14 protein-coding genes and 2 pseudogenes are annotated in these 13,867 nt (G+C 69.5%); 5 read left to right on the plus strand and 11 right to left on the minus strand.

Going from position 1 to position 13,867, the window contains the following annotated elements:
- Together VJN29_RS18770 and VJN29_RS18775 are read left to right on the plus strand one after the other, a co-directional pair.
- Window positions 1–436 (plus strand): annotated as a pseudogene (locus VJN29_RS18770) (hypothetical protein); the annotation flags it as partial.
- Window positions 437–476: 40 nt separating this feature from the next.
- Window positions 477–830, plus strand: coding sequence for an HNH endonuclease signature motif containing protein (locus tag VJN29_RS18775; protein ID WP_324145180.1), 354 nt, complete (start codon window positions 477–479; stop codon window positions 828–830).
- 138 nt (window positions 831–968) lie between these two features.
- Here VJN29_RS18775 and VJN29_RS18780 read toward each other — a convergent pair whose 3' ends face one another.
- Together VJN29_RS18780 and VJN29_RS18785 are read right to left on the minus strand one after the other, a co-directional pair.
- Entirely contained in the window at window positions 969–2,567 is a 1,599-nt protein-coding gene (locus VJN29_RS18780) for an ABC-F family ATP-binding cassette domain-containing protein (protein WP_324145167.1), read from the minus strand.
- An 87-nt stretch (window positions 2,568–2,654) separates the two neighbouring features.
- The gene (locus VJN29_RS18785; protein ID WP_324145168.1) at window positions 2,655–3,038 is read right to left on the minus strand and encodes a VOC family protein; all 384 of its coding nucleotides are present in this window, start codon (window positions 3,036–3,038) and stop codon (window positions 2,655–2,657) included.
- Window positions 3,039–3,062: 24 nt separating this feature from the next.
- Here VJN29_RS18785 and VJN29_RS18790 point away from each other — a divergent pair, with 24 nt between their 5' ends.
- The 3 genes from VJN29_RS18790 to ypfJ all read left to right on the plus strand — a co-directional run bounded on the left by VJN29_RS18790 (window position 3,063) and on the right by ypfJ (window position 6,316).
- Window positions 3,063–4,193, plus strand: a complete 1,131-nt coding sequence (locus tag VJN29_RS18790; RefSeq protein WP_324145169.1) for a lipid II:glycine glycyltransferase FemX — start codon at window positions 3,063–3,065, stop codon at window positions 4,191–4,193.
- 4 nt (window positions 4,194–4,197) lie between these two features.
- Window positions 4,198–5,214: an alanine racemase gene (locus tag VJN29_RS18795; RefSeq protein ID WP_324145170.1), complete on the plus strand. Its 1,017-nt coding sequence runs from the start codon at window positions 4,198–4,200 to the stop codon at window positions 5,212–5,214.
- 142 nt (window positions 5,215–5,356) lie between these two features.
- Window positions 5,357–6,316, plus strand: coding sequence for a KPN_02809 family neutral zinc metallopeptidase (ypfJ, locus tag VJN29_RS18800; protein WP_324145171.1), 960 nt, complete (start codon window positions 5,357–5,359; stop codon window positions 6,314–6,316).
- Between the two features lie 37 nt (window positions 6,317–6,353).
- Here ypfJ and VJN29_RS18805 read toward each other — a convergent pair whose 3' ends face one another.
- From VJN29_RS18805 to VJN29_RS18845, 9 genes and pseudogenes are all read right to left on the minus strand, one after another.
- Window positions 6,354–6,980 (minus strand): acVLRF1 family peptidyl-tRNA hydrolase, encoded by a 627-nt coding sequence (locus VJN29_RS18805; RefSeq protein WP_324145172.1) that lies wholly within the window; start codon window positions 6,978–6,980, stop codon window positions 6,354–6,356.
- A 15-nt stretch (window positions 6,981–6,995) separates the two neighbouring features.
- Window positions 6,996–7,322 (minus strand): metal-sulfur cluster assembly factor, encoded by a 327-nt coding sequence (locus VJN29_RS18810; protein ID WP_324145173.1) that lies wholly within the window; start codon window positions 7,320–7,322, stop codon window positions 6,996–6,998.
- Window positions 7,319–7,840 carry a Fe-S cluster assembly sulfur transfer protein SufU gene (sufU, locus tag VJN29_RS18815; protein WP_324145174.1) on the minus strand — a complete coding sequence of 174 codons (522 nt, stop codon included), beginning with the start codon at window positions 7,838–7,840 and terminating at the stop codon, window positions 7,319–7,321. The genes VJN29_RS18810 and sufU overlap by 4 nt, the downstream gene beginning before the upstream one ends.
- A 1-nt stretch (window position 7,841) precedes the next feature.
- Window positions 7,842–9,167, minus strand: a complete 1,326-nt coding sequence (locus tag VJN29_RS18820; RefSeq protein WP_324145175.1) for a SufS family cysteine desulfurase — start codon at window positions 9,165–9,167, stop codon at window positions 7,842–7,844.
- Window positions 9,168–9,192: 25 nt separating this feature from the next.
- On the minus strand, window positions 9,193–9,975 hold the full coding sequence (gene sufC / locus VJN29_RS18825) for a Fe-S cluster assembly ATPase SufC (RefSeq protein ID WP_324145176.1): 783 nt from the start codon (window positions 9,973–9,975) through the stop codon (window positions 9,193–9,195).
- 6 nt (window positions 9,976–9,981) lie between these two features.
- Window positions 9,982–11,229: a Fe-S cluster assembly protein SufD gene (sufD, locus tag VJN29_RS18830; protein ID WP_324145177.1), complete on the minus strand. Its 1,248-nt coding sequence runs from the start codon at window positions 11,227–11,229 to the stop codon at window positions 9,982–9,984.
- A complete protein-coding gene (sufB, locus tag VJN29_RS18835; RefSeq protein ID WP_324145178.1) occupies window positions 11,229–12,650 on the minus strand; it encodes a Fe-S cluster assembly protein SufB in 1,422 nt (473 codons plus the stop codon). The genes sufD and sufB overlap by 1 nt, the downstream gene beginning before the upstream one ends.
- Window positions 12,647–13,492: a helix-turn-helix transcriptional regulator gene (locus tag VJN29_RS18840; RefSeq protein WP_324145179.1), complete on the minus strand. Its 846-nt coding sequence runs from the start codon at window positions 13,490–13,492 to the stop codon at window positions 12,647–12,649. Before VJN29_RS18840 ends, sufB begins: the two co-directional genes overlap by 4 nt.
- A gap of 47 nt (window positions 13,493–13,539) precedes the next feature.
- Window positions 13,540–13,867: pseudogene (locus VJN29_RS18845) on the minus strand (hypothetical protein); the annotation flags it as partial.

Genomic DNA, 13,867 nt, shown 5'->3' on the forward strand with positions numbered 1-13,867 from the left:
GCAGGCCGCGGTGGTCCTGCGCCTGCACAAGGACGTCGTCCGCATCGCCGACCCGGGGCAGCTCGACGGGATCATCGACACCATCGTGGAGAACATCGAGCACCTGAGCGTCACGGAGCTGAACCGGGTCGCGGCACATGCTCGTGCCGCGCTCAAGCCGCCGAGCGAGCTCGACCGGCAGGACGAGGGTCGACGCCTCGGACGCGCGCTCCGCAAGATCGGGTCCACGGCTGACTACACGGAGTACCGGCTCCGGCTCGACCAAGAGTGTGCCGCGGTGCTCGATGCCGCGATCGACCCGCTGGCCCGGCCCCGCCCAGACCTGGGCTGGACCGGCGACACCAAGGACGGCCCTGCTCGACCAGGTTCGCGGCGCCGGCCTGGCCGACAACGACGCCGTCCTCTCGCCCGGCACGGTCCGCCGCCTCGCCTGTGAGGCGCAGATCATCCCCACCGTCCTCGGCGGCCCGTCCCAGGTGCTCGACCAAGGCTTCCACGAGCGCTACTTCACCGCGGCGCAGCGACTCGCCCTGGCCAGACGTGACCACGACTGCTCCTTCCCCGGATGCACCATCCCGCCGCAATGGTGCGAGGCACACCACATCACGGAGTGGTCGCTGGGAGGCCCAACCAACCTGGCCAACGGCGCCCTGATCTGCGGAAGGCACCACACCATGGTGCGCAACCGCGGCATTACGGCACACGTCGGTGACGACGGAGTCACCTGGCTGCTCAACGGGGTCCCGGTCTCGATCGGCCCGGCGATGCCGCGGATCGCAGCACGCCCCTCCACCGAGTCCCTGCCCGTCGGAGCCCAACGCCCTGCCTGAGCTTCTGCCGGCCGATAGCGCTCGGACTCCCGGGCAAACCCCAGCAACGCTGGGAGGTGCCTGGCGAGGGAAAGCGAGCCCAGCGGCATACGGCATCCATCTCGATGATCACGTGCCCTCTGCCGGGCTGGGCGCGGGCTAGGCCAGCGCGATGAGGTCCTTGTAGTCCGGTCCCCAGTGGTCCTCGACACCGTCGGGCAGAAGCAGAATGCGCTCCGGCTCGAGGGCGTCGACCGCACCCTCATCGTGCGTCACGAGGACGACGGCACCCTCGTAGGTCGACAGGGCGCCCAGGATCTCCGCGCGGGATGCCGGGTCCAGGTTGTTCGTCGGCTCGTCGAGCAACAACACGTTGGCTGCGGAGACGACCAGCAGCGCGAGCGAGAGCCGGGTCTTCTCGCCACCGGAGAGGACTCCGGCCGGCTTCTCGACGTCGTCGCCGGAGAAGAGGAAGGAGCCGAGCACCTTGCGGACGTCGGTCTCCCCCAGTTGCGGCGCAGCCGACTTCATGTTCTCCAGGACGGTGCGGTCGATGTCGAGGTTCTCGTGCTCCTGGGCGTAGTAGCCGAGCTTGAGCCCGTGACCCGGCTCCACCTGCCCCGTGTCGGGCTCGTCGACCCCGGCCAGCATCCGGAGCAGCGTGGTCTTTCCGGCACCGTTGAGGCCGAGCACCACGACCTTGCTGCCCCGGTCGATCGCCAGGTCCACGTCGGTGAAGACCTCGAGCGAGCCGTACGACCGCGACAGGCCGGACGCCCGTAGCGGCGTCTTGCCGCACGGTGCCGGCTTCGGGAAGCGCAGCTTGGCGACCTTGTCCCGGGCCCGCTCCCCTTCGACGCCGGCCAGAAGCCGCTCGGCCCGCTTTGCCATGTTCTGGGCCGCGGTCGCCTTGGTCGCCTTGGCCCGCATCTTGTCCGCCTGCGCGAGCAGGGCGCTCGCCTTCTTCTGCGCGTTGGCGAGCTCACGCTTCCGGCGGCGCTCGTCCGTCTCCCGCTGTTGGAGGTAGGTCTTCCACCCCATGTTGTAGACGTCGAGCGCGGACCTGTTTGCGTCGAGGTGATAGACCTTGTTGACCACCTCATCGAGCATCTCGACATCGTGGCTGATCACGATGAGCCCGCCCTTGTAGCCGCGCAGGTACTCGCGCAGCCACACGATGGAGTCGGCATCGAGATGGTTGGTCGGCTCGTCGAGAAGCAGGGTCTCATTGCCGGAGAAGAGGATCCGCGACAGTTCCACCCTTCTGCGCTGGCCGCCGGAAAGCGTCCGCAGTGGCTGCGTCAGGATCCGTTCCTCGAGTCCGAGGGCGCCCGCGATGGCCGCTGCCTCCGACTCCGCGGCGTAGCCACCGGCTGCCTCGAAGTCGACCTCGAGACGCGCGTACTGCGCCATGGCCTTCTCGCGCACGGTCTCGTCGTCGCTCGCCATCCGCTCCTCCGCGCGCGCTCGGCGACGGACGATCTCGTCGAGTCCACGAGCCGACAGGATGCGGTCGCGGGCCAGGATCTCGAGGTCCCCGGTGCGCGGGTCCTGGGGTAGGTAGCCGACGGCGCCGGTACGGGTCACCGTCCCCGCCGCAGGCTGCGCCTCCCCCGCCAGCGCCTTGGTCAGGGTCGTCTTGCCCGCGCCGTTGCGTCCGACGAGCCCGATGCGATCGCCCGTGTCGATGCGGAAGCTGGCGTCCTCGAGCAGGAGGCGTGACCCGGCACGCAACTCGATCCCGGTGGCGACGATCACGGCAGGTCCTTTCACTTGCCGCACTTCGTCAGCGGCCTGGCTACCTGACCATTCTGCCAGCGTCCGCAGCGTGCCCTCGACCAAGATTCACGACGACTCGTCGTTGAGGAACCAGCGGTGGCCGAACGGGTCGCGCAGCACGGCGACTCGCCCGACGCCTGCGTCCTCGGGCCCGCGGTCGAGGCGGGCGCCGGCCGCGACCGCATTCAGGGCCAGGGCGTCGACGTCCCCGGTCTGCAGGTGCAGGGTCACCGCAGCACCGCGCTCCTCGTCGGCAACCTCGACGCCGACTTCGGCGAAGGGATCCGACAGCATCAGGCGCGCGCCCTCGATCGTGATCTCGGCGTGCCCCACTCGCCCATCCGGCATGACGACGGGCTCGTAGGACACGACGGCATCGAACGCCCGGGCGTAGAAGTCGATGGCGGCCCGGGTATCGGCGACACAGATGTACGGAGTCAGCTTCGCCATCCCTTGACGGTAGCGTGATGCCCCGTGAGTCAGCCTGACAGAGCCCCCATCACCATCCGGGACATCAGCGTCGAGGAGCACCTGCGGTGGCTCCGTGAGCAGCCATCCGCGAGCTTCCTGCAGACGCCGGCCTGGGGACTGGTGAAGACGGACTGGCGTGCCGAGTCCGTGGGTTGGTTCGAGGGCGATGTCATGGTGGGCGCAGCGCTCATCCTGCACCGCACCCTGCCCATGATCGGCCGATCACTCGCTTACATCCCGGAGGGGCCGTGCATCGACTGGGGTTCCCCCCGGCTGGTCGAGCTGCTCAAGGTCCTGCGCGACCACCTCAAGGCCAAGGGTGCCTTCGCACTGCGCCTGGGACCGCCCGTCCCGACCCACCGATGGCACGCCGCCACGATCAAGGCGGCGATCGCCGACCCGGTCACGAGGCGATACGACGAGGCCACACCCGACGTCGTGGCACCGCTCGGCACCAGCGTCGTCGCGACCCTGCGGCGCCTGGGGTTCAGGCACCTCGCCGCCGACGACGGCTTTCTGGCGGGGCAGCCCGAGTACGTCTTCCAGGTCCCGCTCGCGGGCAGGACTGAAGCGGATCTCCTCTCAGGGATGAACCAGCTCTGGCGTCGGAACATCAAGAAGACCGAGAAGAATGGCGTCGTGGTCCGCGTGGGCGACGCCTCGGACCTCGGGACCTTCCACCGGCTGTACCTGGAGACGGCTGGCCGCGACACGTTCACGCCGCGGCGGCTCGAGTACTTCGAGCGGATGTATCGCGTGATGTCGGCCGAGGGCCCGGACCGGATCCGCGTCTACCTGGCCGAGCACGCGGATGACGTCCTTGCCGCGACGATCTGGATCCGGGTCGGGCAGCACGCCTGGTACTCGTACGGCGCCTCCACGGCCGCCAAGCGCGAGCTGCAGGCCTCGACGGCCATCCAGTGGCGGATGATGCGGGACGCCCTCGCGGCCGGCGCGACCGTCTACGACCTGCGTGGCATCACGAACACCGTGGCAGAGGACAACCCCCACATCGGCCTGATCCGGTTCAAGGTGGGCACGGGCGGCGAGGCAGTGCGCCTCGCCGGCGAATGGGACCTGCCGCTCAGCCGGCTCCTCTACACCGCCTTCTCGCTCTACCTGAAGGTGCGGTGACCCCATGAGCCTGAAGCTTCACGTCGACGGTGCCCGATGGCGCGCCGCCCAGGATGCCGCGCTCGCCGCGAACCCGAGCCTCGTCCCCGTCATCAAGGGCAACGGCTACGGATTCGGTCAGGACCTGCTCTGTGCTGAGGCGGGCCGCCTCGGTGTGTCGCTGATCGCGGTGGGGACCTACGCGGAGGTTCCGGGGGCACTCGCAACCTTCGCCGGCGACGTCCTGGTCATGGAGCCGTTCCGGGCATCGGTCGACGCCACGCTTCCCGACCTCGCCAACCGTCGCCTCGTCCACACGATCACCGCGCGAGAGGACCTGGATGCGCTGCGTGCAGCCAATGCGGCGGCGCGCGTCGTCGTCGAGGGGCTCACGTCGATGAGCCGGTTTGGCGCACCGGTCGAGCGGGTCGGCGACCTGATGGCGGCGGGCTACGGGGAGGGCGTCGCCCTGCACCTGCCGCTGGGCTCCGGCCACGTCGGCGAGATCAGCCGCTTCGTCGAGGCCGCCGGCGGCATCCGTCCGTTCTTCGTGTCCCACACGACGGCGGAGGAAGTGGCCGAACTGCGCCGCCGCTTCCCCGAGCACCGCTTCTCGGCCCGCGTGGGGACCGATCTGTGGCTCGCGGACCGCTCCGCCTACGAGGTGCGCGCGCACGTCCTGGACGTGCGGCCACTCGCACGGGGCGACCGCGTCGGCTACCGACAGCGTCCACAGCCGGCCGGGCACCTGGTCGTCGTCAGCGGTGGGACGTCGCACGGGGTAGCCATGGAGTCCCCCGCATCTGCGGCCACGGCCCGCAGCCGGGCGATTGCGGTCGCCGAGGGGCTGCTCGAAGCCGCCCACCGCGTCCGCTCCCCCTTCACGATCAGCGGCACCATGCCGCGCTTCGCCGAGCCGCCGCACATGCAGTGCAGCCTCCTCGTGCTCCCCGCGGGAGTCCCGCCCCCGCGCATCGGCGACACCGTCCCGGTGCGGATGCGCCTCACCACCGCCTACCCGGACGCGGTGGTCATCGACTGACCGAGGAGTCACCGGACATGTGACCGACGACCGGTGACCGACAATCGGTCCGTTGTGACCACTGTGGGTATGGGCTGCCCGACTAGGGTTGGCGACAGCGACTTGCCGGGACGTCCCCGGCCGAGGCCAGCAGGAGCGTGACATGAGCTTCAACGAGAACGCGCAGCTCGATACCTCGCAGGTGGAAAGCGGTGGGGGCGGCGGCTTCGGGCGCGGCGGCGGGGGGAACTTTCCTGGTGGCATCCAGATCGGCGGCGGGATCGGCGGTCTGATCCTCCTCGTGCTCATGCTCATCTTCGGGGGCGGCAGCATCCTCGGCGGCGACTCGGACGGCGGCAGCGCCGGCGGGCTGCCCTCGCAGGAGCTCGAGCCGCAGCAGGTGGGCGCAGCGGGTCAGGTGCAGCAGTCCGAGTTCTCCCAGTGCAAAACGGGCGCCGACGCGAACAGGGATGACGTCTGCCTCATCATCGCCACCGTGAACAGCGCCAACGACTACTGGAGCAAGACCCTGCCCAAGTACCAGATGAACTACGAGATGGCCAAGACGGTCATCTACGAGGGTCAGGTCCAGTCCGGGTGTGGGACCGCGAGCGCCCAGGTCGGCCCGTTCTACTGTCCCCTGGATTCCAGGGTCTACGTCGACGCGAGCTTCTTCCAGGAGCTGGAGAGCAAGTTCGGCGCGAGTGGCGGGCCGCTTGCCAAGGAGTACGTCATCGCGCACGAGTACGGTCACCACATCCAGAACCTGCTCGGCCTCCTCAACCGCGCCCAGCAGGACCCGCAGGGGCCGAACTCCGGCGCGGTCCGGGTCGAGCTCATGGCCGACTGCCTCGCGGGCACGTGGGTCAAGCACGCGACGGAGACGACCGATGCGGATGGTACGCCGTTGCTCCAGCCGATCACCCAGCAGGACATCGAGGACGCGCTCTCGGCCGCGGCTGCGGTCGGAGACGACCGGATCCAGGAGAAGGTACAAGGCCGCGTCACACCAGAGAACTGGACCCATGGGTCGGCGGAGGCGCGGATGAGCTGGTTCAACCAGGGCTACGAGACCGGTGACATCAACCAGTGCAACACCTTCGGCGTGGATCGCGTCAGCTGACTGGCGGCGCTACGAGGTGTTTCGCTGCGGCTTGCGGTCAGGGGTTGCCGGGCTTGTCGGGCTCGGTGAGCGTGACCCGGTAGGCCCGGCCCCGGCGGACGGCTGTCTCCAGCACGTCGCGTTTCGGGTCCGGCAGGTCATAGAGCTCGCGCATCGGCAGGCCGCGTAGCGCGCGCAGCGCAGGCGCCGCCAGCACCTCGCGCACTAGTGCCCGGTCGCCGCCCACCACCAGGCCGTCGGGCAGGCCCTTGGCGTCCGGTCGCGGTGACTCGTCGTCCCCGAGCAGGACCCGGCGCGTGTGCCGGACCACCGCCTCGACGAGCTCGTCTGCCTGCTTGTCGCGGCGGCGGGCGAATCTCTGTTGCGACCAGCCTCCTGCTGCCGTGCGCGACTGCACATGACGGGACCCGACCTTGGCGGCGGTCAGCCTCCCTGCGACAGCGAGCCCAGCGGCATACCCACCCCTTCTGACGAGGACGAGCCCGAGGGGGTCGTAGGTGAAGGGAGTCGCCACGACGCTGGCGCCGTCGACTGCCTGGGCCCGGACAACGACGCCATCGGCGGTGTCCTCACGAGTGGCGTCGACGGGACCGTGGCGCTCGGCAAAGCCCGCGAGCCACCGGTCGAGCCGCTCGGGGTCGACCTCGATGACGCGTGAGCCCACGTCAGCCGGCGGCGGTCAGAGGTTGAAGCCGAGCGCGCGCAGCTGCTCGCGGCCGTCCTCGGTGATCTTGTCGGGTCCCCACGGCGGCATCCAGACCCAGTTGATCCGGTGTGACGCGACGAGCCCCTCGAGGGCCTGTGCCGTCTGGTCCTCGATGACGTCCGTCAGTGGGCAGGCAGCCGAGGTCAGCGTCATGTCGATGACCGCGTGCGACTGCGTGTCCACGGTGATCCCGTACACGAGGCCGAGGTCGACGACGTTGATGCCGAGCTCGGGGTCGACGACGTCACGCATGGCCTCTTCGACATCCGCGACGTTGGCAGGGGTGGTCTGGGTGGTCATGACTTCGCTCCCGTGGGCTGTGCTGTCGTGGGCTGTGCTGTCGTGTGCTCTGCGCGGGCGGCCGTGGCGGCGCTGCTGATGTCCTGGCCAGACCGGGCCAGGGCGTCGGTCAGGGCAGTCCAGCCGAGCAGCGCGCACTTCACCCGGGCGGGATACTTGGCGACGCCGGCGAAGGCGACGCCGTCACCGATGATCTCCTCGTCACCCGCAACCTTCCCCCTCGAGGTGAGCATCTCGCGCATCGCTTCGAAGGTGGTCAGCGCCTCGGACACCGGACGCCCGATGACCTCGTCGGCGAGGACCGACGACGAGGCGATCGAGATGGAGCACCCCTTGGCGTCGTAGGAGACGTCTCGCACGACGGGTTCCCCACTGTCCTCGGCGATGGACACCCTGAGGGTGACCTCGTCGCCGCAGGTCGGGTTGATGTGGTGCACCTCGGCGGAGTACGGATCGCGCAGCCCGGCGTGGTGGGGCCGCTTCGAGTGCTCGAGGATGAGCTCCTGGTAGAGGTCCATCTCAGCTCGCCCTCGCCGGGCTCTTCACGTCGAGTCCGAAGGTCGCGGGCACCCGGTCGAGCGCCTCGAGCAGGGCGGCCACCTCCTCGCGGGTGTTGTGGGCGGCGAAGGATGCCCGGGTGGTCGCCGCGGCCTCGAGGGCGCGGTGGAGCGGCCAGGCGCAGTGGTGCCCGACCCGCACGGCAACTCCGGCGTCGTCGAGCACCTGGCCCACGTCGTGGGCATGCACGCCTTCGACGACGAAGGCGACGGCACCTCCGCGCGGGGTGCCCCGCCGCGGCCCGACGACGCGAACCCAGGGGCGCTCGGCGAGTCCGGCCAGCAGCCCGTCCACGAGCATGGCCTCGTGGTCGCGGATCCGCTGGATGCCGATCCGCTCGATCCATCGGACGGCAGCAGCGAGACCGACGGCCTGCGCGGCGTTGGGCACGCCGGCCTCGAACTTCTGCGGCGCCGGCGCCCAGGTCGATCGCTCCATGGTGACCAGCTCGATCATCGACCCGCCCGTCAGGAAGGGTGGCATGACCTCGAGCAGCTCGGCGCGACCCCAGAGGACGCCGATCCCCATGGGCCCGTACATCTTGTGGCCGCTGAACGCGATGAAGTCGGCACCCAGCGTCGTCACGTCGACCGGCAGGTGCGGGACCGACTGGCACGCGTCGACCACGACGAGGGCACCGAGCGCGTGGGCCCGCTCGGCGAGCTCGGTCACCGGGTTGATCGTGCCCAGGACGTTGGAGACGTGGGTGACGGCGAGGACCTTGGTCCGCTCCGTGAGCAGGTAGGCGAGACCGGTCAGGTCGAGCGCCCCGTCGGCGCCGACCGGTATCCAGCGGAGCCTGGCTCCCGTGCGCCGGGCCAGCTCCTGCCACGGCACGAGGTTGGCGTGGTGCTCCATCTCGGTGACGAGGATCTCGTCGCCCGGCCCGAGCACGAAGCGGTCGTCCTTCGGGTCATCCGTGGGGGCGACGTTCGAGAAGGCATAGGCGACGAGGTTGATCGCCTCGGTCGCGTTCTTCGTGAAGACGACCTCGTCCGAGGGCGCCCCGATGAAGCCGCCGATGGTGGCCCGCGCGGCCTCGTACTCGTCCGTCGCCTCCTCGGCGAGCTGGTGGGCGCCGCGGTGGACGGCCGCGTTGTGCTGCTCGTAGAACGCCCGCTCGGCATCGAGGACCGGCGTCGGCTTGTGCGACGTGGCTCCGGAGTCGAGGTAGACGAGCGGCCTGCCGTCACGCACGGTGCGCGACAGGATGGGGAAGTCACGACGGATGGCAGCGACCTCCTCATCGGTGAAGGTGCCGGCGGGCGGCGTGGCGGCAGAGCGCATTCGGGTCAGTGTCCTCTCATGCCTCTCAGGCGTCCGCGGCGGCGTCAGCGGCGACGGCAGCCGGCGCGTATCGGTCGTAGCCCTCTTCCTCGAGGCGGTCGGCCAGCTCCGGACCGCCCTCCTCGACGATCCTGCCGTCGACGAAGACGTGAACGTGGTCGGGCTTGATGTAGCGCAGGATCCGCGTGTAGTGCGTGATGAGCAGGACCCCGAGGTCGTTGGTCTCCCTGGCCCGGTTGACGCCCTCGGCGACCACCTTGAGAGCGTCGACGTCGAGTCCGGAGTCGGTCTCGTCGAGGATGGCCATCTTCGGCTTGAGCAGCTCCATCTGGAGGATCTCGTGGCGCTTCTTCTCACCACCGGAGAAGCCCTCGTTGACGTTGCGCTCGGCGAAGGAGGGGTCCATGCGCAGGTTCCCCATGGCGCCCTTCATGTCCTTGACCCACGTGCGCAGCTTCGGCGCCTCGCCGTCGATGGCGGTCTTGGCCGTCCGCAGGAAGTTGCTCACCGTGACGCCGGGGACCTCGACGGGATACTGCATGGCGAGGAAGAGGCCGGCTCGCGCCCGCTGGTCGACGCTCATCGCGAGCACGTCCTCGCCGTCGAGCGTCACCGTGCCACCCGTGACGGTGTACTTGGGGTGCCCGGCCACGCTGTAGGCCAAGGTGGACTTGCCGGAGCCGTTCGGACCCATGAGCGCGTGCGTCTCCCCCGACTTCACGGTCAGGTCGACCCCGCGCAGGATCTCCTTGGGGCCGTCCTCGGTGTGGACCGTGACGGTGAGTCCCTTGATCTCGAGCGTGCTCATCGTGGGTCAGTTCTCCTTGGTGCTGTCGGTGGTGTTGTTGGTGGGCGCTGCGTATGCGGTGGAGGCGAGCTCCGCCTCGATCGCTGCGGTCACCTCGTCCCGCAGGTCGGTGAGCGGGATCTCGCGGACGATGTCCGCGAAGAAGCCGCGGACGACGAGCCGCTTGGCCTCGTCCTCCGGGATGCCCCGGGACTGCAGGTAGAACAGCTGCAGGTCGTCGAATCGTCCTGTCGCCGAGGCATGGCCGGCTCCCACGATCTCGCCCGTCTCGATCTCGAGGTTGGGCACCGAGTCGGCCCGGGCGCCGTCGGTGAGGATGAGGTTGCGGTTCAGCTCGTAGGTGTCGGTGCCCTCTGCGGCGGCGCGGATGAGGGCGTCGCCGACCCACACCGTGCGCGCAGTCTCGCCCTGGAGAGCGCCCTTGTACGTCACGTGGCTCTGGCAGTGGGGCGTGTTGTGGTCGACGAAGGACCGGTGCTCGAGGTGCTGGCCGGCGTCGGCGAAGTAGACGCCGAGCAGCGTCGCGTCGCCGCCGGGCCCGGCGTAGCGGACGTTGGCGTTCAGGCGCACGACCGCGCCACCGAGCGACACAGAGATGTGCCGGTAGGTCGCGTCGCGGCCCACGAGTGCGTCGTGCTCGCCCAGGTGGATCGCATCGTCGTCCCACCGCTGGCCGGTGACAAGGGTGAGGTCGGCGGAGTCGCCCGTGACGACGGAGACGAGCTCGGTGAGCTGGCCGGATCCGCGATGGTCGACGACGACGGTGGCCCTCGAGTGGTGGCCGGCGCGCACGACCACGTGCGCGTGTGCGGGCGCGCCGTCGCTCCCGGCGCCGTCCAGCACGAGGCGGACGGGCTCCGACAGCTCCGCCTCGGGCGCGATGTCCACGAGGAGCACCTCGGCGGCACCTGCCGCGGCGACCGCGGCAGCGCGGTCCTGCGGGGGCAGGATCCCGAGCTCACGTGCCTCGGCGAGGGTGATCGGCGATGTCGTGACCCCCTCGGGCAGCTCGGTCGCCCAGGACGGGGCAGGGCTCGACCCGTCCGCCAGGAGGTCGGCGAGCTTCTTCACCGGGGTGAAGCGCCACTCCTCCTCACGACCCTTGGGAACCGCGAAGTCGGCGAGGTCGAAAGATGCGGTGCGCTCGGCTCGGGACTGCACGGGCACGAACGCGCCGACGGGGTCGACGTGCGTCCTCCCCCGGCCCTGCGCCCTCCCGTCTGCGGACTCGACAAGCGTGTCGGCAACGGACATCAGCCGACGGCTCCTTCCATCTGGAGTTCGATGAGGCGGTTCAGCTCGAGGGCGTACTCCATCGGCAGCTCACGCGCGATCGGCTCGATGAAGCCACGCACGATCATGGCCATCGCCTCGTCCTCGGCCATCCCGCGTGACATGAGGTAGAACAGCTGGTCCTCGGACACCTTGGAGACGGTCGCCTCGTGGCCCATGGACACGTCGTCCTCGCGGATGTCGACGTAGGGGTACGTGTCGGAGCGGCTGATCGTGTCGACGAGCAGCGCGTCGCAGCGCACCGTCGAGGCCGAGTGCGAGGCGCCCTCGAGCACCTGGACGAGCCCGCGGTACGACGCGCGACCGCCGCCACGCGCCACGGACTTGCTGACGATCGAGCTCTTCGTGTTCGGAGCCGCGTGCACCATCTTCGAGCCGGTGTCCTGGTGCTGGCCCTCGCCGGCGAAGGCGATCGACAGCGTCTCGCCCTTGGCGTGCTCACCCATGAGGAAGACGGCCGGGTACTTCATCGTCACCTTGGAGCCGATGTTGCCGTCGACCCACTCCATCGTGGCGCCCTCCTCGCAGGTGGCGCGCTTGGTGACGAGGTTGTAGACGTTGTTGGACCAGTTCTGGATCGTCGTGTAGCGGACTCGGGCGTTCTTCTTGACGATGATCTCGACCACCGCCGAGTGCAACGAGTCCGACTTGTAGATCGGCGCGGTGCAGCCCTCGACGTAGTGCACGTAGGAGCCCTCGTCGGCGATGATCAGCGTCCGCTCGAACTGCCCCATGTTCTCGGTGTTGATCCGGAAGTAGGCCTGCAGCGGGATCTCGACGTGGATGCCCGGTGGGACGTAGACGAACGACCCACCCGACCACACGGCCGTGTTGAGCGAGGCGAACTTGTTGTCTCCGGCGGGGATCACCGTCGCGAAGTGCTCACGGAAGATGTCCTCGTGCTCCTTGAGCGCCGTGTCGGTGTCGAGGAAGATGACCCCCTGTGCCTCGAGGTCCTCGCGGATCTGGTGGTAGACGACCTCCGACTCGTACTGCGCGGCCACACCGGCGACAAGACGCTGCTTCTCGGCCTCTGGGATGCCGAGGCGGTCATAGGTGTTCTTGATGTCCTCGGGCAGCTCGTCCCACGTCGTGGCCTGCTTCTCCGTGGACTTCACGAAGTACTTGATGTTCTGGAAGTCGATGCCCGTGAGGTCGGAGCCCCAGGACGGCATCGGCTTCTTGCCGAAGAGGGACAGTCCCTTGAGGCGCAGCTTGGTCATCCATTCGGGCTCGTTCTTGCGCGCAGAGATGTCGCGCACGACCTCCTCGCTCAGACCGCGCCGGGCCGACTCTCCGGCGACATCCGAGTCGGCCCAGCCGTACTCGTAGCGCCCGATGTCCTTCAGGCCCGGGTTGAGCTCTTCGATGTGGGTGGTCATGAACGGGACCTCTCCTTGGTTGGTTCGTTCGACGTGGTCGTATGCCGCTGAGCCGGGTCTCCGGGGCCAGCTCCCCTCTCGGTTTCCCTCACTGTGGGCACCCTCGCGTCAACAGCCGCCACGCCCTCGCTCTTCCGCGAGAGGCCGGCTGCCGGGACGAAGGTGGTGCACACGTGGTGTCCACCCGCCAGTGTCGCGAGCCGCTGGACGTGGACCCCGAGCAGGCGCGAGAAGGCATCCGTCTCGGCCTCACAGAAGGTCGGGAACTGCTCCGCCGCGTGCTGCACCGGACAGTGCCCTTGGCACAGTTGGACGCCCGCCAGCGCGCCAGCGCCGACGGGACGCGCGGAGGCGGCGAAACCGTCGCGGCTCAGCAGGTCGACGAGCGTCTCGGCCCGAGCGTTCGGGTCGTCGCCGACGGAAGCCAGCTCAGCGGCATACCTCTCCTCGAGCACCGCCACCCGAGCGCGGGCGAAGTCGGCGACGGCCTGGGGGCCGGCGTGCTCGGCGAGGTAGTGCAGGACCTCGACGGCGAGCGAGTCGTAGTCCGCCTCGAGGGCCTGGTGCCCCGCCTCCGAGACGACGTAGGCGCGGGCGGGACGACCCCGACCGCGGCGAGTACCCACCGGCTCGTGCTCGACGACAGCCCCCTGCTCGACGAGTGCGTCGAGATGGCGACGGACGGCCGCCGGCGTCAGGTCCACGTGCCGACCGAGCTCGGCAGCGGTGATCGGGCCCTCTGCGGAGACCATGTGCAGAACTCGGGATCGGGTGCGCGACTCGAGCGGCGACGCCAGGTCGCCGTCCCTTGCCTCGCGCGGCGCGCGCTCACCGATAAACACCACACCATTGTGACGTAATTGAGTGGGAAGCTCCAGTCAGGGTCGCCTTACCGGGCCTCAGCCTCCCCATCGCCCTCCAGGTCCCCACCAGCCTCGTCCTCATCGTCATCGATGCCACGTGCGGCAACGACGTCCTCGACCATGACCGCCTGGTCACCGTCGACCCGGGGATCCGCATCGACGGGCATGATGACCGAGGGCAGGCGCGTCCGCGGCGGAGCCACGGAGTCGGGCCCCATCCACCGCCGACGGATCGGAGCGGTGAGCCAGCCGAGGGGCGCCGTGAGGACGTAGCCGTAGGCGATGGCGATACCGGTCGCTCCGGGCGCGAGGACGAGGCCGAGGACGACGGCCGCGAGCAGGCCGATCGTGAGC

This window comes from Intrasporangium sp. (assembly GCF_035280925.1).
Classification (GTDB): Bacteria; Actinomycetota; Actinomycetes; order Actinomycetales; family Dermatophilaceae; genus Intrasporangium.